16 protein-coding genes are annotated in these 23,418 nt (G+C 47.1%); 10 read left to right on the top strand and 6 right to left on the bottom strand.

The features are described from left to right. Positions 1 to 5: 5 nt before the first annotated feature. A complete protein-coding gene (locus tag P1P86_00830; GenBank protein MDF1573721.1) occupies positions 6 to 1,820 on the top strand; it encodes a YfiR/HmsC family protein in 1,815 nt (604 codons plus the stop codon). Here the strand turns inward: P1P86_00830 and P1P86_00825 are convergent. Next, positions 1,817 to 2,047, bottom strand: a complete 231-nt coding sequence (locus P1P86_00825; protein MDF1573720.1) for a hypothetical protein — start codon at positions 2,045 to 2,047, stop codon at positions 1,817 to 1,819. The genes P1P86_00830 and P1P86_00825 overlap by 4 nt on opposite strands. A gap of 140 nt (positions 2,048 to 2,187) precedes the next feature. Between P1P86_00825 and P1P86_00820 the strand changes: the two genes are divergently transcribed. From P1P86_00820 to P1P86_00800, 5 genes are all read left to right on the top strand, one after another. Beyond that, positions 2,188 to 5,403 carry a hypothetical protein gene (locus P1P86_00820; GenBank protein ID MDF1573719.1) on the top strand — a complete coding sequence of 1,072 codons (3,216 nt, stop codon included), beginning with the start codon at positions 2,188 to 2,190 and terminating at the stop codon, positions 5,401 to 5,403. Continuing rightward, positions 5,400 to 8,342 carry a DEAD/DEAH box helicase gene (locus P1P86_00815; protein MDF1573718.1) on the top strand — a complete coding sequence of 981 codons (2,943 nt, stop codon included), beginning with the start codon at positions 5,400 to 5,402 and terminating at the stop codon, positions 8,340 to 8,342. The genes P1P86_00820 and P1P86_00815 overlap by 4 nt, the downstream gene beginning before the upstream one ends. Before the next feature lie 45 nt (positions 8,343 to 8,387). Then, entirely contained in the window at positions 8,388 to 8,789 is a 402-nt protein-coding gene (gene arfB, locus P1P86_00810) for an alternative ribosome rescue aminoacyl-tRNA hydrolase ArfB (GenBank protein ID MDF1573717.1), read from the top strand. Between the two features lie 56 nt (positions 8,790 to 8,845). Beyond that, positions 8,846 to 9,859: a glycosyltransferase family 2 protein gene (locus tag P1P86_00805; GenBank protein ID MDF1573716.1), complete on the top strand. Its 1,014-nt coding sequence runs from the start codon at positions 8,846 to 8,848 to the stop codon at positions 9,857 to 9,859. Positions 9,860 to 10,214: 355 nt separating this feature from the next. Continuing rightward, positions 10,215 to 11,141 carry a TIM barrel protein gene (locus P1P86_00800; GenBank protein ID MDF1573715.1) on the top strand — a complete coding sequence of 309 codons (927 nt, stop codon included), beginning with the start codon at positions 10,215 to 10,217 and terminating at the stop codon, positions 11,139 to 11,141. 112 nt (positions 11,142 to 11,253) lie between these two features. Here the strand turns inward: P1P86_00800 and P1P86_00795 are convergent, their stop codons facing one another. Next, positions 11,254 to 12,603 (bottom strand): Gfo/Idh/MocA family oxidoreductase, encoded by a 1,350-nt coding sequence (locus P1P86_00795; GenBank protein MDF1573714.1) that lies wholly within the window; start codon positions 12,601 to 12,603, stop codon positions 11,254 to 11,256. Between the two features lie 53 nt (positions 12,604 to 12,656). Next, the gene (locus P1P86_00790; protein MDF1573713.1) at positions 12,657 to 14,177 is read right to left on the bottom strand and encodes an SUMF1/EgtB/PvdO family nonheme iron enzyme; all 1,521 of its coding nucleotides are present in this window, start codon (positions 14,175 to 14,177) and stop codon (positions 12,657 to 12,659) included. 236 nt (positions 14,178 to 14,413) lie between these two features. Here P1P86_00790 and P1P86_00785 point away from each other — a divergent pair, with 236 nt between their 5' ends. The 3 genes from P1P86_00785 to P1P86_00775 are packed head-to-tail and all read left to right on the top strand — an operon-like array spanning position 14,414 to position 17,785. Continuing rightward, positions 14,414 to 15,316, top strand: coding sequence for a class I SAM-dependent methyltransferase (locus P1P86_00785; GenBank protein MDF1573712.1), 903 nt, complete (start codon positions 14,414 to 14,416; stop codon positions 15,314 to 15,316). A gap of 1 nt (position 15,317) precedes the next feature. Next, positions 15,318 to 17,303, top strand: a complete 1,986-nt coding sequence (locus P1P86_00780; GenBank protein MDF1573711.1) for an ATP-binding protein — start codon at positions 15,318 to 15,320, stop codon at positions 17,301 to 17,303. Then, positions 17,303 to 17,785: a response regulator gene (locus tag P1P86_00775; protein ID MDF1573710.1), complete on the top strand. Its 483-nt coding sequence runs from the start codon at positions 17,303 to 17,305 to the stop codon at positions 17,783 to 17,785. The genes P1P86_00780 and P1P86_00775 overlap by 1 nt, the downstream gene beginning before the upstream one ends. On the opposite strand, the gene P1P86_00770 is transcribed toward P1P86_00775, so the two are convergent. Next, positions 17,717 to 18,394, bottom strand: coding sequence for a sulfite exporter TauE/SafE family protein (locus tag P1P86_00770; GenBank protein ID MDF1573709.1), 678 nt, complete (start codon positions 18,392 to 18,394; stop codon positions 17,717 to 17,719). The two genes, P1P86_00775 and P1P86_00770, sit on opposite strands and share 69 nt — an antisense overlap. Before the next feature lie 79 nt (positions 18,395 to 18,473). Next, the gene (locus P1P86_00765) at positions 18,474 to 19,589 is read right to left on the bottom strand and encodes a DUF5009 domain-containing protein (GenBank protein MDF1573708.1); all 1,116 of its coding nucleotides are present in this window, start codon (positions 19,587 to 19,589) and stop codon (positions 18,474 to 18,476) included. A 79-nt stretch (positions 19,590 to 19,668) separates the two neighbouring features. Between P1P86_00765 and P1P86_00760 the strand changes: the two genes are divergently transcribed. Continuing rightward, positions 19,669 to 22,242, top strand: coding sequence for a family 20 glycosylhydrolase (locus P1P86_00760; protein ID MDF1573707.1), 2,574 nt, complete (start codon positions 19,669 to 19,671; stop codon positions 22,240 to 22,242). Between the two features lies 1 nt (position 22,243). Here P1P86_00760 and P1P86_00755 read toward each other — a convergent pair whose 3' ends face one another. Further along, the gene (locus tag P1P86_00755) at positions 22,244 to 23,410 is read right to left on the bottom strand and encodes an ATP-grasp domain-containing protein (GenBank protein MDF1573706.1); all 1,167 of its coding nucleotides are present in this window, start codon (positions 23,408 to 23,410) and stop codon (positions 22,244 to 22,246) included. Positions 23,411 to 23,418 lie beyond the last annotated feature (8 nt).

Below are 23,418 nucleotides of genomic sequence, written 5' to 3'. Positions count from 1 at the left end.
GATTTATGAAACGCTTCCATAAACTGGTGATGCTGGTGATAATTACCCTGGCCGCTCCAACTATTTTTGCACAGCAGGGCTTCACCAATGAAACCAGGGCGCTCTATATCCTGGACATTTCCAGATATGTCCTTTTTACAGACACTAACCACCTTCAGGATCAGTTCGTTATCACCATACTGGACAATGATTCGAATTTGTATTTTGATATGGAAAAACTGGCAAAAACCAGAAGAGAGATACAGGGGAAGCCCATAGTAATCAAAGTTTGTACCGATATACTTTACCTGCAACCTTCCCAGGTGGTTTTTTTAAACCGGGAGGATGGATTTCGGATCGATGAAGTGATTGAAAAAATCAGAGGAGAAAATACTTTGCTCATTTCTGAAGGATATCCCTTTCGTACGTCCATGATCAATTTTGTTGTTATTAATGGAGAACCCAGATTTGAAGCCAATGAGGAGTTGATGATTCAGGAGGGTCTTTTTGTCAATGAGCTCTTTCTGGCCCAGGCCATAAAGACCCGGGAAGACTGGGAATCTCTCTATGAGGTCACAGAAGGGGAGCTGGAACTGGAGAAGAGTATAACCGAACAGCAATATGTGTTAATTGAACAGCAACAGGATCAGATACGTGACCAGGAGATCCTTATCCGGGATAACCAGCGAACCCTGGAGTCTTTGAGACAGGAGATCGGTGAGCGGGAAACAGAGATAGCACAAAAATCAAAAGTGCTGCAAATCCAGGAGACTAAGATTCTGTCCCAGAGTGCCACCATTGAAGCCCAGCTTAAAGAGGTGAACCAGCAAAGGAAGGTCCTGGCCGATCAGGAATTAAACATCAGGACTAAGGAGGAGGCTATTTTACAAAAAGAGGAGGAAATCAGGATGCAGGATGAGAAAATAGTCCTGCAGGCAGAGGCCATTCAGAAACAGAAAATAATCATTTTTGCGGCTGCCCTTGCTCTGCTGCTGGTAATTGGCCTGGTGTACTTTATCTGGCAGAATTACAGGAATAAGAAGAAGGCGAATATTTTACTTCAGGCCCAGCGGGATCAGATTGCCTATCAGAAGAAACATATAACCGATAGCATAGAGTATGCAAAGATGATCCAGACCGCCATTCTTCCTTCCATGGAACTTTTTTCACATAAACTGGATCATTTTGTGCTTTTCAAGCCGAGGGATATCGTAAGCGGCGACTTTTACTGGGCCGAGGAGATCGACGATAAGTTCCTGATTGTCACAGCCGACTGCACCGGACACGGTGTTCCGGGTGCATTTATGAGTATGCTGGGAATCAGTCTTCTAAATGAAATCATTATCTCAAAGGAAATCTGCAGGCCGGATCTGGTCCTGAATCATTTACGCGATAAAATCATAGAAGCCCTCCGGCAGGAGACCGGTAGTGTCGTTAAGGATGGTATGGATATGACGGTCTGTTTGTTCGACAGGAAGAAGCTCCATCTGCAGTTCAGCGGCGCCAATAATCCGCTTTACCTGGTATCTGATAACCAGCTTACACAGCTTAGAGGAGACAAAATGCCGGTTGCCATTCACGATATTATGGATCCTTTCTCCCTGCACGAGCTGGAATTGAAACGGGGCGATACCTTCTATACCTTCTCGGATGGATTCGCGGACCAGTTTGGGGGTCCGGACCGGAAAAAGTTCCTGGCAAAAAACTTCAAAAAACTGCTGCTATCTGTCCAGCACCTTCCCATGATTGATCAGGGGAACCGGCTGGATGAAGTATTTACCGATTACCGCAAAGATATAGAGCAGATTGATGATGTAGTGATTATCGGCGTAAAAGCTTAATCACAATTCCAGTAGGTGGTGACCCCGTTGATGGTAACAGGCGGTGCATTTTTTTTGTCAGTTAAATCATCACCGCAGAATGGCAGGGGTGTTCCATAACTTTTGTTCCCTTGTGCATCTTCCGTGACCAGTTCGCAAGTACCACACTCTTCAATAATGTCACATGCCGGAAGAATGCCCATGGCCGTAAAAGCCACAGCTGCAATTACTATGTTTCTTTTTTTCATCGAAGTGTATCAGTTATCCTGCAAAATTACATTAGGATGCAGGTATATTCAAAGATTTATACGATGCATTTTAGCAAAAGGTTCGTGTGTATTACCGGCTTATTACTAATTTCGGTACATGATAGATTATATTTTTGAACGTGGCTAGACGAAAGGTCAGATTTTTCAGAATAATTGCCTGGATTCTTGCAGGGATTGTCTCCCTGGTAATCCTAGCAACGCTGGTATTTTATCTGGGACGGAACTTCTTCCTGAACAAGGCAGTAAGCTACCTGAATGAGCAGCAGCCGGGTGAGGTCCGGATGGGCCGGATGAACCTGATCCCTTTCCTGAAGTTTCCGGATATCTCGCTGCAGCTGCGGGAGGTAAAATACTTTGAAAAGGAAGTAAAGGGAGACAGTCCCGGTCAGGAGCCCATCATTGCCCTGAACGAGATAGGAGTTACGCTTGATCTGGTAGAACTCATCAAAGGCGGGATCATGGTATCTGAAGCCAGATTCAAAGATGGCATTGTCTTTATGCAGATAAATGAAGATTCGGTCAGCAACCTGGAGCATGCACTTGGGATCAGGTTCGGAGTAGAAACAGAGAAAGACACTGCTGAAAAAGAGACTCCTCTGGCCATCGAGCTCGATAAGATTGAGCTTATAAATGTCCGTGCAATTATGGATGACCGGCTGAAGGACCAGCATGTTAGTCTGCTGGTAAACCGCTTCGAGAGCAGTTTCAGTTACCTTTCAGGGCAGCTTAATGCCGGACTTGAAGTAGATATAGATATAGATAGTGTTAAGTATCAAGTTATCAATGGTAAAATTGATAAAAATGTTTTGCTGAAGGGCAGCATAGCTATGAATCCCGGAATGCATACCCTGGAGGTTCAGCCCAGTAGTCTGAGTGTTTCCGGACTGGAATTTGAGACCTGGGGGAATCTTAACTTTGGAGAACATCCACGAATCGATTTTGCATACACGGCTGCCAACGAAGGTCTGGAACTGTTGAACTACCTTTTCAGAGGAATCCTTGATTTGAGGGAGATCGAACAGATAGGGGACGGAAGTATTCATATGAACGGTACCGTTCAGGGAGGATTTGGGGGAGATGAATTGCCGGTAATACGTGTGAATGGAAATGCGGAAGACCTGGGCTTCAGAATCAGAGCACTGAACAGAGATGTGACGGGTATTTCATTCCATATGTTTGCCACCAATGGAAGAAGAAGTGATCTAAGCGATGCTTATCTGGAGCTACAGGATTTTGTGGCCTATTTCCCGGAAGGATTTATTAATGCTAATATAACAGCGAGTAATGTCAAATCACCTGAACTGAATATTGAAGTAGACTGCGCGGCTAACCTGGAAGGCCTGGAGGAGATGTTCCAGGGAGATTATTTAAGTATGCTGTCGGGAACCCTTAGCCTTCAGGGTCAGGTTAGTGGGACTGTTAACCGGGAGACCGGGAGTTTTCTAAATGATGATGGTACCCTGACTGCCGGCTTTGAAGAGGTCTCCTTTGTGATGAATCACGGTAGTATCCGCAGAGATAGTATCAGGAATCTTTCGGGCGCCCTGGCTATGCACGACAGCATCATTGAGGCAGAGAGTGTGTCTTGGGAATTTAACGGGAATCAGCTGAATGTTGGACTTACCTCGGAGAATGTTCTGCTTTATCTTCTCGATTATGAAAGAGATATAAGGGCGGGTATCACCCTTTCTTCGGCACTGCTCAGGCCGGAAACTCTGCTGGGGGATACTGCGGTTACAAATATGTTGGGAGAGGAGATCAAAGATTTGTATATAGAAGCTAAGGTGCAGATCGGGAAGGATGAACTGGATGATTATTTAGCCATGGATTCACTTCCTGTCGTGAAGATTTTCCTGGATAGTTCCGGAGTATCACTTCCTCTGATGGCAAAGATTTCAGATGTGAATGTTGCATTAACCCTTAGCTCTGATACGATAGCTCTTCACCATCTGCGGGCCACCATCGGGCAGAGCTCCATGGAATTGTCAGCGAACTTGGCCAACTATCAGGCTCTGGCCCGGGCCGATTCGGGAGGGATGGTGTCTCTGGACTTTAATCTTTCTTCCGGTCAGCTAAGGGCGGAGGACCTCTTTACGATTCATGACGAATTTCTTCTTCCGGAGACCTACAGTTCTGAGCACCTGGAGGATTTATATCTGACTGGCAGCCTGGAAGCTTCTGCTGCAGGCTTGGTTTACGATAGTGTGGCTATGGATTTTAAACTGGATATCGTGAATCTGGGCTGGGGATTCCGTTACTATCCAAGCAAGTTCAGGGATTTCCTTATCCGGATTGAAAGGGAGGGAGACACCCTGCTGATCGAAAATTTTCAGGGCAGTGTGGGTGAGAATAATATCGGCCTGTCTGCAAATATTGTGAATTTTGCGGATACCCTGATGGAAAACATTCACGGGAATATTGAACTATATTCGGATTTGCTCGATTTTAACCACCTGCTTGCTTACGGGCAGCCTCTTGAAGAAGGGGAGACAGAAGAAAAAGATACCGTGGAGCAAATGGTCCCCTTTAGACTTAATGAGATAGCTTATCCCAATATCGATTTTGGGGTGGATATCGGCGAAATCCGCTATGACAAACACAAGGTTTCCGGAATAAATGGAAGATTCAGGACTAGCAAAGAGAAGATTTTTTACCTGGACCAGCTGGTTAGTTCTCCTGAAGGGAAAGGCACTCTTGAGGTTAACGGGCAACTCAATTTATCCGACCCGGATAAGTACTACATCAGTGCTGAATTTGTTCTGGAGGACATCGACATTGGTGATCTGAATCTGGAACTGCAATCGGGAGACACCATTCTGGCACTGAATGACCATTTTAACGGCATTGTGGATGCCAGGGGATTGGCAGAGATCTTTATCACTCCGGAACTGAATGTAGATGTCCCCAATACAACAGCTGCTTTTAATGTCCGGGTACGAGATGGCGCTCTGATTAATTTTACGCCTCTGCAGGCAGCCGGAAAATTTCTGGACAGCAAGGATCTGAATAATGTCAGGTTTGCGACTGTCAGGAATAGTTTTACCCTCATGGATTCCATGATTATCATTCCTCTGATGAATGTGGAATCTACCCTGGGACAATTGCTTATTCAGGGGGAACAGGGTCTGGATATGGCTTATCTTTACCTGGTTCATGTTCCTCCGAAACTGGCCAGAGAAGCCGCCAGAAGTGCCATATCTGAAGGGGCAAAAGAGGATGGAGAAGATCAGGTGAATCAAATGAAACGGGGCGATTTTCTAATGATTACTGTCTGGAGTGACGGGACGGAGTCGGATTTTAAACTGGGAGACAAGCGGCAAAAGTTTCAGAAATGAGGGAGATTCGATTTGCCTTGGGCTATATGCCTCACCGTTTATGGGGAAGGATTTTACTGGCACAGGTACTGGAGAAGGAACCGGGCCGAGAATTTCACATTCCGGGGGAATACATCCAAAATGATCCTTCGACCATGGCGTATCAACGCCTGAGTCCCATGCAGCGGGAAGTGCTTCAGCTGGTAGATGAATACAGTGATCGGAATCTGCATCGGGTTTTCTCCAGGCAAAAGACAGTGAAACAGTTTCAGGATCAGGTGGATCGTGAGCTTATTAGAACTCATATCAGGCCCTATATAGAGAAGAAGCTTTTCGCCATTCTGCAGATTGCCAGGGACAACCGCATTCCGGTTTTTGTTAAAGAGAAAAGCACCCGGAATGTATTTCCGGAAGATTTTCTTAAACTGGAGCGCATGCCTGCTGTTCCCGTTTTTAGTTTCAGCTACCGGAACCAACTCTCCTATGCCTTGTCGCTGATTCATGGTGAGCATCAGCTGATCCTGAAGGATGTCCCCCTGGAGCTTGTTACCAATGATCCATGCACCATCATCCTGGGCGATACTCTTTACTTTGTCAATGATATCGACAGTAAGAAGCTAAAACCATTTATGACCAAAGAGCGGGTCCTGGTTCCACTTCAGTCGGAGGGGAAGTATTTTGGATCTTTTGTGCGGAATACACTCCGGGATTATCACACTCTGAATGAAGGATTTGAAGTGAGGACCATTTCCCCTTTCCCTCGGGCTGTCTTATGCCTGGAAGTGGGGATCTCTAAGCGGCCGGTATGGATCCTTAGCCTGTACTATCAGAAATACAGGATTACACGTGAAAGTCCCCTGAGGCGCTTTGTCAATTACCTGGGTGAGGCCAGCGGGCATGCATTTGAGAAATTTGAACGGGATTTTGAATGGGAACTGGAGATGGTAGACCTGCTGAATGAAGTGGGACTTCGATCCAGTGATGAATGTAATTTCTATTTAAATCATAAGTTTAATAAAGATCATGTAAGTGATATATATTCAGCGATTAATTTCATTAATGAAAATGGATCCGCCTTAGCCGCTTCCGGCATAGAGATCAAACAGAGACTGGATCGTGAATATTATCTGGGAAAGATCGAACTGAACATTGATTCCAGGGAAAAGAATGATTGGTTTGATATATATGGGCAGATCAGGCTGGGTGATCTGGAAATCCCTTTTATCCAGTTAAAGAATCACATCCTGGAGGGAAACAGGGAGTTTCTCTTACCCGGCAACAGCATCTTTGTGCTGCCTGAAGAGTGGTTTGCCCGTTACCTTTCCATGTTTGAATTTGGGAAATCGGCCGGGGACGGGATCCGGATTCATAAGCAGCACTTCTCCATGGTGGACAATTCGGTTCGCGGGTTTCATGCCGAAACCCTGGCGAAACTCGAAGCTTTAAAAAGTCTGGAGTCCCTCCCGGAAACAGCTGTCCCCGCTGGCCTGGACGCCACCCTCAGAGACTATCAGCTGGAGGGATTCAGGTGGTTGTGCCACCTGCAACAAAATGATTTTGGAGGCTGCCTGGCTGATGATATGGGACTGGGGAAAACCCTGCAGGCAATTGCCATTTTGTTGCGATCCAGGGAACTTGGTTCTGAATCAGGGGAAACGGATAAGGATACTGCATCGATATCTGCCAGGGGACAGCTTTCACTATTCAGTCAACCCGCAAAGAAGCTTACCTCTCTGATTGTTGTTCCAGCCTCCCTCATTCATAACTGGGCCAGGGAGTGCAGGAGGTTTGCTCCCGGTTTAAAAATACTTTCGCATGCAGGGGCACAGCGTAACCGTGAACTATCCAATTTCTCCTACTATGACCTAGTCCTTTCCACCTACCATACGGTGCGCCAGGATAGTGCGAATCTGTCAACTTTCAGGTTTCACTATATTATCCTGGATGAGAGCCAGATGATCAAGAATCCCTCCTCTAAGCTTTATCATGCCATGGCTTCTTTGCAGTCAGATTATAAACTGGTCCTGACCGGTACGCCCATTGAGAACTCATTAACCGACCTGTGGTCGCAGATTAATTTTGTAAATCCCGGCTTACTGGGGACCCTCAGTTTTTTCAAACGCACATTTGTTCAACCCATTGAAAAGAAGGGTGATGAGTCCAGGGAGGAAAAGCTCAAGGAGCTGATTCATCCTTTTATTCTCCGGCGGACAAAAGATGAGGTTGCCCGGGAACTGCCCCCTTTGTATGAACAGATCCGGTATGTGAATATGACCGAATCGCAACACAGGCTTTATGAGGAGGAAAAATCCCAGGTACGCAATGCCATACTGGAGAATTTCGAGGAGCTGGGAGTAGAAAAATCATCCATGATAGTTCTTCAGGCGCTGACGCGTCTTCGTCAGATCGCTAACCACCCCGACCTGGTGGAGGAGTTCACCGGTGAGGAATCCGGGAAGTTTACAGAGGTTTACCGGAATATAGAGAGCGTGATTTCAGAGGGACATAAAGTGCTGGTTTTTTCCTCATTTGTCAAACATCTCGATCTGTTCAGAACTCGTTTTGAGGAGGATGGAATCGGATATGCATACCTGACCGGTTCAAGAAACCAGCGACAGCGGGAGACGGCAGTAAAAGATTTTCAGGCCAACAGCGATTGTTCGGTTTTCCTGATTTCCTTAAGGGCAGGCGGAGTAGGCCTTAACCTGACCGCAGCAGATTATGTCTTTATTCTTGATCCCTGGTGGAACCCGGCGGCGGAAATGCAGGCTTTGAGCCGGGCACACCGGATTGGTCGGGAGAGCAGAGTATTTGTATACCGTTTTATCTCAAACGATTCCATTGAGGAAAAGATACAGCGTTTGCAGGAGCGGAAACGGGAACTGGCGGAGACCTTTGTCACTTCCAATAATCCTTTGAAATCTCTTTCGGAAAAAGAGCTGATCGAACTTTTCACTTAAGAGTCATGGACCTGAATTCGAGGCCATAAGATCAAAAGTTATGATATGAGAGACTGTTTAGCCGGAGAAGTTCAGTACAGAAGCAGCCGGTCGTCCGGCCCGGGAGGGCAACATGTAAATAAAACGGAATCACGGGTAGAACTGAGGTGGTGCCCGTATGAATCGGCCTGTTTGAATGAGGCACAGATCAAGGTAGTAGTCGCCCGTCTGGCTAAGCGAATCACCAGGGAGGGGGTATTGATCCTGGTCTCAGAAAAATACAGATCACAATTCCGGAACAAAGCAGATGTTACAGAGAGATTTATAAACCTGGTACATGCAAGCCTGGTTCCGGTAAAGAAGCGCAGGCCCACTCAACCGTCCCGGTCCGGTATGGAGAAGAGGATCCGAAGCAAAAAGATCCGGGGTGAGATAAAAAGATTACGCAGGATGGGTCCTGAAGAGTAATTCCTGTTCATCTGATCTGCAGACATCCTTATCTTTGTGTAGATCAAACAGGAGAAATGCCCGGCGTTGCACCAAAAATATCTGTAGTACTTCCTTTTTTTAATGCTGAAAGGACTCTTTCTGATGCTCTTCAAAGCATTGCAGATCAAGAGTTCAACGATTGGGAATGTGTCATGGTGAACAACAATTCGAGGGATACAGGCAGGGATATAGCAGTCGAATGGGAGCAGAGGGATTTAAGATTCAGACTGGTTGATGAAACCCGGCAGGGAGTTATGTTTGCATCCAATACAGGATGTGAAGTGGCCCGGGGTACCTATCTGGCCCGCATGGATGCAGATGATCTGGCCCGGCCCTGCAGGCTCAGGGTGCAATCGGAATTTCTCGATTCCCATAAGGACTACGGAGCTGTGGGCGGACTGGTGACCCACCGGGGAGATCCGCTTACTACCGGTGGATTCAGAAGGTTTGTGGAATGGAGTAATTCGGTCATCACCTATGAAGAGATATTTAACAGACGCTTCATTGAAGCTCCCATTGTAAATCCCACCGCCATGTGGCGAAGGGAAACTTCAGGACGACATGGACTTTACAGGTCTGGTGACTTCCCGGAGGATTACGAGATGTGGCTTCGATGGCTTCACCAGGGAGTCAGGATTGGCAAAGTACCCGAAGTGGTCCTCGACTGGAACGATTCGCCGGGTAGGCTGACCAGGACCCATCCCATCTACAGCGACAGGGCTTTTTTTGAAATCAAGAGTCATTACCTGGCCAAATGGCTTTCGGAACACAATCCCTATCACCCAGCCGTGTGGGTGTGGGGGGCCAGCAGAATCTCTCGACGGAGGGCCAGGATCCTGGAGGCGAAGGGTATTCGGATTGACACCTATATTGATACAAAAAAGAGCCGCCAGCTGGACAGGAAGCTTCTGTATTATGAAGACCTGCCCGAAGCGGGATCGGGATTTATTCTCACATACATCAGGCAAATGGATAACCGGGAAAAGATACAGGCCTTCCTGGAACTCAGGGGATATACCGAAGGGAAGGATTATCTGCTGGTGTCCTGACTGAATTTAATTCTGTTATTTTTGTAAGTCACTCCGCCATATGAAACAGGTTCCTGCTTTGCTTTTGGGTTTTACCCTTTTCTCAACCCTGAATTTTCCATCCAGTATTATGGCAGTCCCGGGAGCTTTAGTAAGCTTGATTTCAGTTTTTTACGGTATGGGCGCACGATCGTTCGGGATGGGAAGGAGACTATCATCCGGTATCGGATATAATGGGAGATCTCCGGGGAATGAAGGGAAATAACGTTTTTATGTTTAAACTGAATTTCTGGTTCTCTCTCTAAGCTAATCCAAAGAAATATTTTGTTACATTTAAGATCTTCGTTTTTTCTTTCAACTTTATAAAGCACATCCTATGCAACGCAGATCTTTTCTCAAAAGTAGTGCAGCAGCCACCGGCGCCCTGGTAAGTGGTGGAATAGCGCATGCTTCGGCAGTTTCACCAACATCACCTGCCGATGGCAAGCATTCGTTTAAACTAAAGTATGCCCCCCATTTCGGTATGTTCAGGCATTCGGCCGGAGAGGACCTTCTCGACCAGCTCCAATTTATGGCCGACGCAGGGTTTACCGCTATGGAGGACAATGGAATGAAAGGCAGGGAGATAGCCACCCAGGAGAAAATCGCCGGCAAGATGGCCAGCCTGGGCATGGAGATGGGGGTATTTGTGGCCCACACCATCTTCTGGACTGAACCCAGCCTCACCAGCGGTAATGAAGAGAAACTGGACCTCTTCCTGAAGGAGATCAGGGAATCGGTGGATGTGGCCAAACGAGTCAATGCTAAATGGATGACCGTGGTTCCCGGATTTGTGGATCTCGGGAAAGACAGCGATTATCAGACCGCCAATGTGGTTAATGCACTGAGGCGTGCCTGTGACATTCTGGAGCCCCATGGCCTGACCATGGTCCTGGAGCCCTTGAATTTCAGGGACCATCCCGGTCTGTTCCTGAACAAGATTTCACAAAGCTACCTGGTTTGCAAAGCGGTGGGCAGTCCCTCCTGCAAAATCCTGGATGACCTTTATCATATGCAGATCCATGAAGGGAACCTGATCCCAAATATCGATCTGGCCTGGGATGAAATTGCTTATTTCCAGATGGGTGACAATCCGGGAAGAAAAGAGCCAACCACCGGTGAAATAAACTACCTGAATGTATTTAAACATATTCATAATAAAGGTTTTACTGGCATTATGGGTATGGAGCATGGCAATTCCATTCCAGGAAAGGAGGGCGAATTGGCAGTGATTGAAGCCTATGCCAAAGTAGATCAGTTTTAAGCCCTTGGGATATTCTCCGACAAGCGGCTTATCTTCAGAAAAACCGGATTGCTCCATCAGGGGCAACCCGGTTTCTTATTGTGTGCCAGGGAATGGCGAAGAGCTGTAAAGCTTATTCCGGAGCGCTGCCTGCTATGGGGATGATCTTTTCCATATCAACCGGGCCCAGGCTAAGCTCACCCTTGGGTCCCAGGACCACGTCGGATCCCATCATGTCTTCCCAGGTAACCTTTTTTCCCGTATAGGCCGACTCGCGACCCATGATGGCTGTCAGAACAGAGATAGCTGTCTCTTCAGCTTCAACGATCTGTTTTCCTTCACGGATGGCAGTAACCAGGTCGATGTGCTCCTGAACATAGGGGCTGTTTTCGACAGATTCACCAGCCGCATCTACCGGGGTTTCCCATTTGTACAGCACATTACCATCCAGATCATAGAGGTCGAAGATCTTATGGTTGTCTGTCACCGAGTATCCTTTGGTTCCCCTGATATACTCACTGACGCTATTGGCACAATCGTTAATTTGCCGGCACATGGAATTCATGTGAATACTCTTATCATACACAAAGTCCACGGCGAAGTTATCGTAGCAGTCTCCGGTTGGCCTTCTTAACCTGGAGCCCATGCTTACTGCTTCAAGGGGATGTTTGCCTACGAACCAGTTGCTTACATCGATGTTGTGTACATGCTGCTCCACGATATGGTCGCCTGAAAGCCAGGTCCAGTTCACCCAGTCGCGCAGCATAAATTCCATTTCGGTCCATCCCGCTTGCTGCTCTTTGTGCCAGAGCTTGTTTTGATTCCAGTACACATTGGTGGAAGTAATGTCACCGATCATCCCGGCATCGATGCGGGCTTTCACATTGTTATATGACCACTGGTGACGCCGCTGCGTGCCGGTAACCACACACAGGCCAGCTGCCTCAGCTTGCTTGGAGGCAGCCATCACAGCACGTGCACCTACCGGGTCAACAGCCACCGGCTTTTCCATAAAAACATGCTTTCTTGCTTCTACACAAGCCTGGAAATGCTCAGGACGGAAAAAAGGAGGGGTCGCTAAAATGACATAATCCAGGTCCACTTCAAGAAGCCTTTTGAAGGCATCAAATCCTACAAAACAGTTGGCATCTTCCAGTTCGACTTCTTTTTGGTCTTTCAGTTTTTTTCTGAGGTCGTCGATCCTGTCCTGAAAAACATCCGCAAGGGCGACAATACTCAGGTTTGGTCCTGCGTTCAGAAAATCCATGGCTGCACCGGATCCTCGTCCGCCACAACCAACCACGCCTGCCCTCAGCGGCTGCCCGTCCACGGCAGTTTTCAGAAAAGAGGGTTCTACTACTTCAAGGCTTGTTTCTCCGGGAGCACAGGCTTGAATCACGTGACTGGCGCCAATCACACCGATGGCACCCAACGCAGTATTTTCTAAAAATCTGCGTCTGCTGCTTGGTTTGTTTGCTTTCATTTTGATATAAGATAGTTTAGTAAGGTTTTGGTATTGTTGACTATTATTTCATATTAATCGGCCGAAGTCTCTTCATACTCACACACTACCCTGAATCCCACGTGAAAACAATCTGAGTACCACCAGACGCTTTTAGGCATCTGAGGATCGGTCTTCATCCAGGCAAGGGATTTGGTAAAGTCCCTGGACGCACTTCGAACATGTTCAGCTCCATCCCTGTAAGACCCGCCTCTGACCACATATTCCTCTCCTGAATCCGGTCCGGTGGGATTTTCCAGGATCCCCTCCCTGTTTTGTGAGTAAGTGTCTTCGGCATACCAATCAGAGCAGAACTCCAACACATTCCCCAGCATGTTGACCAGCCCAAAGGGATTTTCCCGGACAGCATCCGGAGCTGCTGATCTGGATCCGCTATTTTCATCATAGATGATGTAGCTGTTGATTACGCTTGTATCTACCCCGAACAATTTATTTCTGATCCCTTTGTCCACATAGCGTCTGGGATCGCCTTCAAAGAAATAGGGCATGTTGGTCCCGCCGCGTGCTGCATATTCCCATTCTGCTTCGGTGGGCAGCCGGTAGGTTTTTCCGGTGATTTCTGTGAGCCACTGGCAATAGACTTCTGCAGCATGATGGGTCATTGACATGGCCGGCATTTTTCCTTTGCCCCAGCCCTGGTCAGGAGCCCCATAGGGAGGAGTGGGTCCTGAAATTCCGTCAATGCCTCCCTGATCAATGCTCTGGTAGGTATCCGTGGATTTTCCCTGTGCCCCGGTTTGCTTAAAGAACGCCAGGTATTCATCCCAGGAAACCTCAATTTTGGCCATGAAGAAGGGACTGACTTTCACCTCCCTGGCAGGCCCTTCGTCCTGCATTCTGAAAGGTTCATCCTCCGGGCTCCCCATGGTGAATGTCCCGCCAGGAATGGCTATCATTTCAAAGCTGACAGCCGATCCTGGTATATATTCCGTAAAATTATTAAAGCCATGGATCACTCCGGGTTCCGTATAAAGTTCCGTGGATGCCGTTTCGATGATACCGAAATCGGTATTTTGTGCATGAAGCCTGTCGGGGTCATAGTGCCCTACCGTAATATGGCAGTTGATACAATGCAATTCACCGGCCTGTCTTTCATAGTAGAGATGTGCTTCACGGCCCTCCCTGGTCAGTCCCAATGGATAGTTATTCTGGTGACAATGGATACAGGAAGATTCAAAGGTATGGCCCCTGGCATGGTCAATTTGTGATTTGGCCTCCCAGTTAAAGCTTGCAGAATCCTTAAACCAGTTGGCCCATACATCGCGGATGCCTGTTCTTGCTTTTTCAAATAAATAGACTTCCCCATGCGAAGGGAGGTGACAATCTACACATTGCACCTGGATACCACGAGGGTTGTCATAGTGGGTCGAACGTTTCCAGCTTTCGGTCGAATGGGGATGAACATGACAGGAGGCGCAATACTCATTGGTGGAAGTTTTTACTACTGCTTTGTTTCCCAGGAAGATGAGCAGGACTGCCATTAACATTCCGGACAGGAAAATTATTCTGCCGGCTCTTTTTCTTTTTAGTCTCATAATCAGAGAGGTAAAATAAGTGATTTTTGTTCTGAGATTCAAGAAAGATGTACATGGAACACTTATTTAAACAGATTCTAATATGCTTTCGGGTTCTATTATGAAACACTTTGCCGGACAGAAACGTATAGTCTTAAGGAATTCAACTCTTAACAGTTTTTTAAGAAACATAAAAACCACCTGTTTATCCTCAGCTTACAACAAGCCTGGTAACCATTTTATAATCCATATATTGCATGAAACCAACGCACCCTGCAGTAACATTGAAGCAACTCTCTAACGAAGACTGCGGATTTCTTGGCAAACTTGTTGAAAAGGGTGGACCCGAGCCCACGGAATACGCTGAATTCACGGCCATAGTCAATAATCTGGAGGATCAGGAACTGGATCACTTCAGAGAAGCCATAAAAGAATCTCTGAATGAAAACACTCTGATCGGTCACGGGTTTGTCAAGCCCTTCGGATATCCGGGTGATTTTACCATTATCCATAATATCTACAGATTATATGTAAATCCGGATAGAAGATATACAAACTGGGACCGGTTTTTCCAGGACCAGGCAGGAGCCCATGCAGTTCGGAACAGGAAAGATTATTTCCTTAAGCGTTGTGCTGAGGTGGAGAATCAGGATCGGGAGTTGAAGCGCATTCTGATCCTGGGATCGGGACCGGCGACCGATGTGAATGAGTACCTCAGAAAGCATCCAGACAGCAAAATAAAATTTGATTTGATCGATTTTGATCAGAATGCCATAGATTTTGCCAAAAAGCAGAACCGGGAATTTAAAGCATCCATTGAGTATTTTAAAATCAATGTGCTCAGATTCAAACCTTACCAGTGGTACAATCTGATCTGGAGTGCGGGCTTGTTTGATTATTTTAAAGACAAACATTTTGTGTATATGATCAACAAGTACTATAAGTTCCTAATCCCGGGCGGGGAGTTTATTATCGGGAATTTCTCACACAGCAATCCCACCAGGCGATTGATGGAAGTATTGTCTGACTGGTACCTGGTACACCGGTCCAAGAATGACCTGGTTCGCATGGCCCTGGAAGCAGAGGCCAGGGAAGAACAGGTGGAGGTGGATATGGAAGAGTTGGGAGTGAACCTTTTTCTTAGGATTAAAGCAGCATAATTTGGTATATTTTAAGAACATATTCAAAGGGAATCTGTTTGGGATGCCTACTTCCGTCCAGGATGACTGGAAACTGAATCGCCTGACGCTGGCTTTTTCCGGGGAGATACATCAGTATGAAAAGGCTTTCAGGGAAGACTATTTCTACCGGTCCTTGAATCCCATGCGCTTCTCATTGCTCCTCTCTCTTTTCTTCTTCGGCATCTTTGCTTTTCTGGATGTACTTTTGCTCCCGGAACTAAAGAATATGTTCTGGATCATCCGATTTGGGATTATTTCCCCCCTGCTTACCGTGGTTATTATCTTCTCCTTTTCCGGTGTCTTCAAGAAGTACATGCAGCCAGTCCTGGCCGGAATTATTTATGTGACCGGTCTTGCCATCATTGTAATGACCATATTCGCAGCCAACATAGCCGGCAATTACACATACTATGCCGGACTTTTCCTGATCTTTATTATTGGTTATACCTTTATCAGGGCGCGATTTATATATGCAACGGTTGTGGGGTGGTCCATTGTGGCCACCTATGAGGTGGCGGCCATCTGGATCTCTGATACACCTATTGAAATATTGATTAATAATAATTTCTTCTTTATTAGTGCCAATGTGATCGGGATGTTCATCAGCTATTTCATGGAGCAGTCGGCGCGGCGGGACTTTTATATGAGGATCCTGTTGCAAAAGGAGCAAGAAAAAGTACAGACTGCCAACAATGCTCTGGAAAAGCGTGTTCAGGAAAGGACCAGGCAAATCGCTCTGGCAAATAAAGATCTGAAAAAAGAAATAGAGATCCGAAAAAGGCATGAAAAGGAGAAAACCAAACTGGAGGGTCAGCTGGTACAACTTCAAAAGATGGAAACCATTGGAACTCTGGCGGGGGGAATTGCCCATGATTTCAACAATATTCTGACCCCCATAATGGGCTATACAGAAATGGCCCTGGAGGAGCTGTCCGATGACAGCCTGCTCCGTTATGATATTGAACAAATTAACAGTGCCGCGATAAGGGGGAAAGACCTGGTTCAACAAATTCTGACGTTCAGCCGGCAGGTCGATTTTGATAAGAAACCACTGCGTCTTGACGTGGTGATCACCGAAGTTCTGAAACTGATCAGGGCTTCCTTTCCTTCCAACATAGAAATCCGTCAGGATCTGGATACGGAGTGCGGAACTGTAATGGCCGACTCGACCCAGATGCACCAAATAATAATGAACTTATGTACCAATGCCTATCATGCCATGATGGGCAAAGGAGGCCTTTTGACAATCACACTGGATAAACAAATTGTGGGTGCGTGGACGGTCCATGATTCTGCCAAGATACCGAAAGGAACGTATCTGCGGCTTATCATTTCAGATACCGGACATGGCATGGACAAGAGGACCATGGAACGTATTTTTGAGCCCTTCTTCACTAAAAAGGAAGTGGGTTCCGGCTCCGGACTGGGATTATCGGTGGTACATGGGATCGTGAACAATTACCATGGAACCATTAGTGTTGACAGCGAACCAGGGATAGGAACCACTTTTACCATATATCTTCCTCAACACTCGGAAAAGCTTGAAGAGGAGAAGGATCAAATTCAGGGACTGAAAAAGGGGAAAGGAAGCATTCTGTTTGTTGATGATGAAAAAGAAATCACTTTTATGGGGAAACGAATGCTTGAGAGTCTGGGGTATACCGTTGATATAAAGAGCGATAGCCAGGAAGCGCTTAAAGCTTTCAGCAAGAATCCCTATAAGTATGACCTCCTGGTGACCGATCAGGCCATGCCCAAAATATTAGGTACAGAATTGATTGGGAGGTTAAAGGAGATCAGGGCCGACCTGAAAGCTATTATCATTACGGGCTACCAGGATTCGATTCCGGCCAGTGCCATGAAACAGTACGGGATCGCAAATATTATTACTAAGCCTCTTATCTTAAGCGAATTCAGTGAATTAATAGGAAAAGTACTCCATCAAAACCATAAAAAAGCTTCATAATGCCTAAAATCCTGATCATAGACGATGATCATCACGTTTTACTGATGATAAAAAAAATGCTTGAAAGAGCTGGTTATACCGTCGATCTTGCATCCAATGGAAATAATGGTCTGGAGCTTTTCAAACGAATTCCGGCTGACCTGGTGATCACCGATATTATCATGCCTGAGAAGGAGGGCCTCGAAACCATCAGAGAAATGAAGAGGATGCAACCCGATCTCAAAATTATTGCTATGTCGGGAGGGGGCAAAATATCCGCGGATAATTATTTGGGTACTGCCAAGATTTTTGGAGCTTCCAGGATCCTGGAGAAACCGTTCTCACAAAAAGTGATGTTAGAGACAGTAAATGAGCTTCTTGGTGTATCATCCGAAAAAAAGATAAATATGGACCAGGAATCGTCCGAAAAAGGTTTAGATAAGAAGCAGCGCAGAGAGCAGGGTGGTGGCAATCACAATAATCCTGTAGATCTTTTCAGGTAACAACCGTACCAGCCAGATTCCCAGGAAGGCTCCGCTTGCAATGGTGGGTATCATAAACACATCCAGTAAGAAGGAGTGCAGGGTGATGGTCTTCCACGACCAGATATGCAGGGGAACTTTGGTCACATTTACAATAAAAAAAAACCACGCACCGGTGCCAATGAAACTATTTTTGGGCAGGCGCATGGAGAGGAGGTACAGGGCCATAACAGGGCCTGCCGCATTGCCGATCATGGTTGAAAAACCGCCCAGCAGTCCCAGACTGCCCGCAAACCATCTGGATTCAGGTATTCGCAGTTTGTCTGACCTTTGATCTCTCCATAGGAGGATTCCGATTCCCCCGATCACCAGGGCTGCCAGAAGGCGGTTGAATGTCAGATCGGAAATGGACTTCCCAATCAGGGTTGCCAGCAATATCCCTGCCAGGGCCCAGGGCAGCAGGCGCAAAATATGTTTCCACCGGGCATGGCGGTTGTACCAGGTAACGGCAAACACATCGGCAAAGATCAGGATGGGCAATAACAGGCCAACCGAGGGGCGGCCTCCGAATGCATTGGCCAGGATGGGCACCACCATCAGTCCCACTCCCGACAGTCCCGTTTTGGACATGCCGATCAGCAATCCGCAGGTAGCCAGCAGGGCCCATTGAAGGGTACTCAGATCGTATGATTGAAACAGGGCTGTCAGATCAAACCTTGATAAATATCTTTTTCCTGTACAGGATCAGGGCAGGTATAAAGATGATCAACATATAAATCACTGCATAGAGCATGGAAGCCAATCTGGGATCGAATCCAATTTGGGTCATTCCACTCATGAAGGAGTCGTTGAAGGAGGCTCCCCCGATTTTCAGCTGGTAGAATAACAGGGTCAGCATTCCTGCCAGCACATAGGATGTGATGGCGTTGGCTCCATAAACCCTCCCCAGGAAAGTCCATTTTTTATACCCCCACATGTCGACCACCAGGATGCAGGTGGCCAGCCCCAGAGTTCCTAGTCCGGAAGTATATAGCACGTAGGAGCTGGTCCAGATGTTTTTGTTGATGGGAAAGAACCAGTTCCAGAGTCCTCCTGCCAGGAACATGGAGAAGCCAATAAAATAGAGCCAGACCAGACGTTTGTTTTCATCCCTTACGGTCAGGTAGAGTTTCCCGATCAGCATGCCGATCATCCCGGAAACAATGGCAGGGAAAGTACTTAAAATTCCTTCGGGGTCCCATGTCTTTTGCCACATGACCCCCGGAAGCAAGAGGGTATCCAGGTGATTGGCCCAGTTTTTTCCGGCTACCGATAAATCGGGTTTTCCGATTCCAGGCACGGGAATATAGGCCACCCAGATCCAGTATACCAGCAGAATGACGACCGCTATTTTTATCTGTTGTTTCCAGTTGGTGTTGAGGAATAGAAGGGCGCAGGCCAGGAACACAAAGGCAATTCGCGGAAGTACGCCAACCCATCTTATATTTCCGAAATCAAACTGGGGGAAAAGCCAGAGAAAGAGCCCCAGCAGGTAGATGTTTACCGAGCGGATCACAATTTTTCTATAAAGACTTTTCTTGGGTGAACCGGCCTCCTGGCGCTTGGAATAGGCCAGGGCAATGGATACACCCACAATGAAGAGGAAGAAAGGAAAGATCAGATCGGTGAGGGTACACCCGTTCCATTCGGCATGTAACAGAGGCCGGTATACATGGTCCCAGCTACCGGGATCGTTGACAATCACCATGGCTGCAATGGTAAAACCCCGGAGGGCATCCAGGGAGACAAGCCGATTTGATTTTACAGGGGCAGTTGTGTCGGACATACTTACTTTTGTTGGAGGATTTTGTAGTTTTGTTGAGACACTAATCTACAAAGAATTGAAGAATAAAAACCACATCCCCATGAAAAGAGCATTTCTATTTCTTATCCTTCCCATATTCTTCTTATCATGTAAGCAAATGAAGTCAAGTCATTCAGATAACAACAGCGCGGTGGCCCTGAGTTGGGAATTCAGAGGGAATCATGCTGCCTGGGAATATTACAGTGCCGCGTTTATCCTCGAGAATCAAAGCGGGAAAACCCTGGGCGATCAGGACTGGACCCTTTATTTCAACCAGCAGGGCCAGGGTGTAATAGATGAGTCCGTGACCGGCAACGTGGCTATTGAACATATCAACGGAGATCTGCTGCGGATGGTTCCGAAGGAAGGATTTAGCCTGGAACCTGGAGCTTCGGTAGAAATTGCCTATCAAAAACCGGGTGCCCTGCTTCTGGAGTCTGAAGCTCCTCTCCACCCCTATATGGTATTAGGAGATCCGGAGAATGTGGCAGGCGAAGCTGTTTCCATCAGCGATTACACCGTGCTTCCCTTTCCTTCCCTGGAAAAAATATATACCAAGGAAATGGGTATTGTACTCCCCGATGCTGCCTGGGTATATGAACAAACCGGCTCCACCTCATTGCTTAAGGCGGGGGAGATCGGGAAGCTTATTCCCTCTCCGGTACAGGAGTTATACACCGGTGAGCCTTTGGTCCTGGACAGAGAAATGCTTATTACTTACCAGCCGGGACTTAAGGTCGAAGCAGACTATCTGTCAGATATGTTAAAACAGTTATTTGGTTCGGCTCTGAAAACCATGGAATCCGGAGAGGGAGGCCCGGGTAAGATTAGCCTGATCCGGGATAAACGGATCAATGGGGAGGAAGCCTACCAAATAAAGGCAAATCCGGAAGAGGGTATTTCCATAAGCGGAAGCGATCCTTCGGGAGTTTTTTATGGCATTCAGAGCCTCCTGTCGGTATTGCCCCCGGAAGCATGGGCAAATCCAGTCTCTTCCCTGGAGATAGAATCCCTGTTTATTTCAGACCGTCCGGCCTTTGCATACAGGGGGTTTCATCTGGATATTGCCAGAAATTTCATAGAACCGGAAGCCATCCGGAAGCTGATCAGGCTTATGGCTTTTTATAAACTGAATACCCTGCATTTGCACCTGACTGATGATGAAGGCTGGAGGCTGGAGATTCCGTCCCTGCCCGAACTCACCGGGCTGGGAGGGCATCGCGGACATACTCTGGATGAGAAAGACCATCTGATCCCGGCTTACGGATCAGGGCCGGATCCGGATCCGGAAAACAACCACGGGAGCGGATATCTGTCGCGCGAAACCTTCATAGAACTGCTGAAGTTTGCCGGGGCACATCACATAGAGGTGATTCCGGAAATCAACTTTCCGGGTCATGCCCGGGCCGCCATCTATGCGATGGAAGCCAGGTATGAGCGTTTGATTAAGGAGGGTAAAGGGGAAGAAGCAGAGTATTATCGCCTCATCGACCCCAATGATGCTTCGGTGTACAACTCGGCGCAAAACTTCCATGACAATGTGATCTGCGTCTGCACCGAAGGACCCTACCGTTTGTTTGAAAAGGTGGTCGACGAGGTGATCGACATGTATGCGGAGGCAGGGCTTACTCTGAAGACTTTACATACCGGGGGAGATGAAGTTGCCGCCGGGGTCTGGAAAGGTTCACCCATTTGCCGTGCTTTTCTGGAGGAGCATCCCGAAATCGGTAGTTTTGAGAACCTGCAGTCTTATTACGGCAGCCGGCTCTATGAGATCCTTCAGAAAAAGAGTCTGCTTATGGCCGGATGGGAAGAAATTGTGATGAAGAAAAACGAGGAAGGGGACTGGATACCCAATCCTGAGTTTGTGGGATCAGATATGCTTCCCTATGTATGGAACAGTATTTATGAAAACCTGGATCTGGGTAACCGGCTGGCAAACGCCGGATTTCCAGTAATCCTGTGCAATGTAAACAACTTCTATTTTGATTTGGCCTACACGCACCATCCGGCCGACCGGGGACTTTACTGGGGTGGTTTTGTCAATACGCGCAGCTCCTTTGATTTTATCCCTTATGATGTTTTTAAATGCACGCTGGAAGATAAGTGGGGCAATCCCTACGATCCCGAAACAGATTTTGTTGGAATGGAGAGTCTGAGGCCGGATGCTTATAAGCAGATCCTGGGACTTCAGGCTGAACTTTGGAGCGAAACAGTCAAAGGAGGTACTATGGCAGAGTATTATTATCTGCCCAAACTGATCGGATTTGCGGAGCGGGCCTGGGTGGGCCAGGCTAGCTGGGGACAGATCGGGGATATGGAGCAACGTATCGGCGCCATGGACAAAGACTGGAACCGCTTTGCCAACCTGGTGGGTCAGCGCGAAATGCCCCGGCTCGATTATCTCTTTGGAGGTTTCTCCTACAGGCTTCCTCCTCCCGGAGCGGTGATTCAGGAGGGCATGCTTCATGCGAACATCGATTTTCCCGGGCTGACAATTCGTTATACGAACGACGGAACAGAGCCGGGAAGCGATTCGCCCGCTTATACAGGGCCGGTCGAAGTTTCAGGAAGGATTATGTTACGATCATTTGATTCCCGGGGCAGGGGCAGCAGGAGTTCTGTGGTGGAGTAGGCTATTTCAGAGTTATATATTTTCTCAGGTCTGAAACAAGGATATTGTTTACTTCTTTGTCATTTTCCAGGCTTGTTTCAGCGAAAACAAAGCCAAATACGGAATATTTGTTTGCATCAAATTCTCTGACCAGTAAAGGGTTCTCGAAATCATTTCGGAGGAGGTCAAAATTGAAGTGATCAATCACCTCAGGAGGATAACCAGAGTTGTTGTTCAGGACAATTATGCTGTATTTTTTAGTTTCCCTGCCTTTAAAGATCCCGGCCCAATCGGGTTGTTCGTTCCGAAAATACAGTTCATAGGGACTGATACCGGTGGCAATTCCCAGAAGATCCGCCGTGGTACACCACCCTCCGAACCTTAAAGGATTGATCTCAATAGGTATGATAAGCCCTTTATTGTTTATGCGTACCTCAACGTGAGCGGGAAAGTTTTTTAATCCGGACTGGTTGCCGATGGACTGAAGGAAATTTTCAAACCGGGTTTTATTCTTCAACACAATTTCCAGGGAGGTGGTGTACACCCGGTCACTGGTGTCGGCACCGGAAGAAAACTGGTGATGCAGAATATTTAAAATGACGGCCTTCCCCTGCTGATTGAAATAGCAATCGATGGCAAACTCCTCACCTTCTATATACTCTTCGATAATGAAAACGGAGGTATCCAGTACCCTGGGGGGGTAAATGGATTTTAATTTTTCAGGGTTCAGCTCCCCTTGCACCACGGCCCACTGATCCATGCTTTTCACCACATAAACTCCTATACTGAAGAATCCAACAGAAGGCTTAATAACAAAGGGAAAGGATAGTTCCTCCGGATGAAGGTCCGGAATGTCTTTCAGTTTTATCATTCTGAAGTGAAAATCAGGATGGGATGCCCGGATCAACTCCCTGAATTTAAATTTATCCTTGAACAAATCAGCCTGTTTGGTGATTGAGGAGTCGGGGAGATGATCGGAAATCCATGTCAGGGCATTTTCCGAATTTGTATAGAGGGGGGTGTCAGGATTTTCCCGGATATACCGGGCAGCCTGTTCTTCAGGTACCCAGGATATGGAATCGTCCTGCACTAACTTTTTGGCCACCTCTGTGAAAACCACAGGGTAATTGTTCTCTTTGATTATCTCTAAAAGATAATCGGAAGCATAGGGTAAGTCAATTAGAATCATGAGGGCAA

Source organism: Bacteroidales bacterium (genome assembly GCA_029210725.1).
Taxonomy (GTDB): domain Bacteria; phylum Bacteroidota; class Bacteroidia; order Bacteroidales.
Note: the sequence above shows the minus strand (reverse complement) of the source record. Positions and strands in the feature narration are given on the sequence as shown.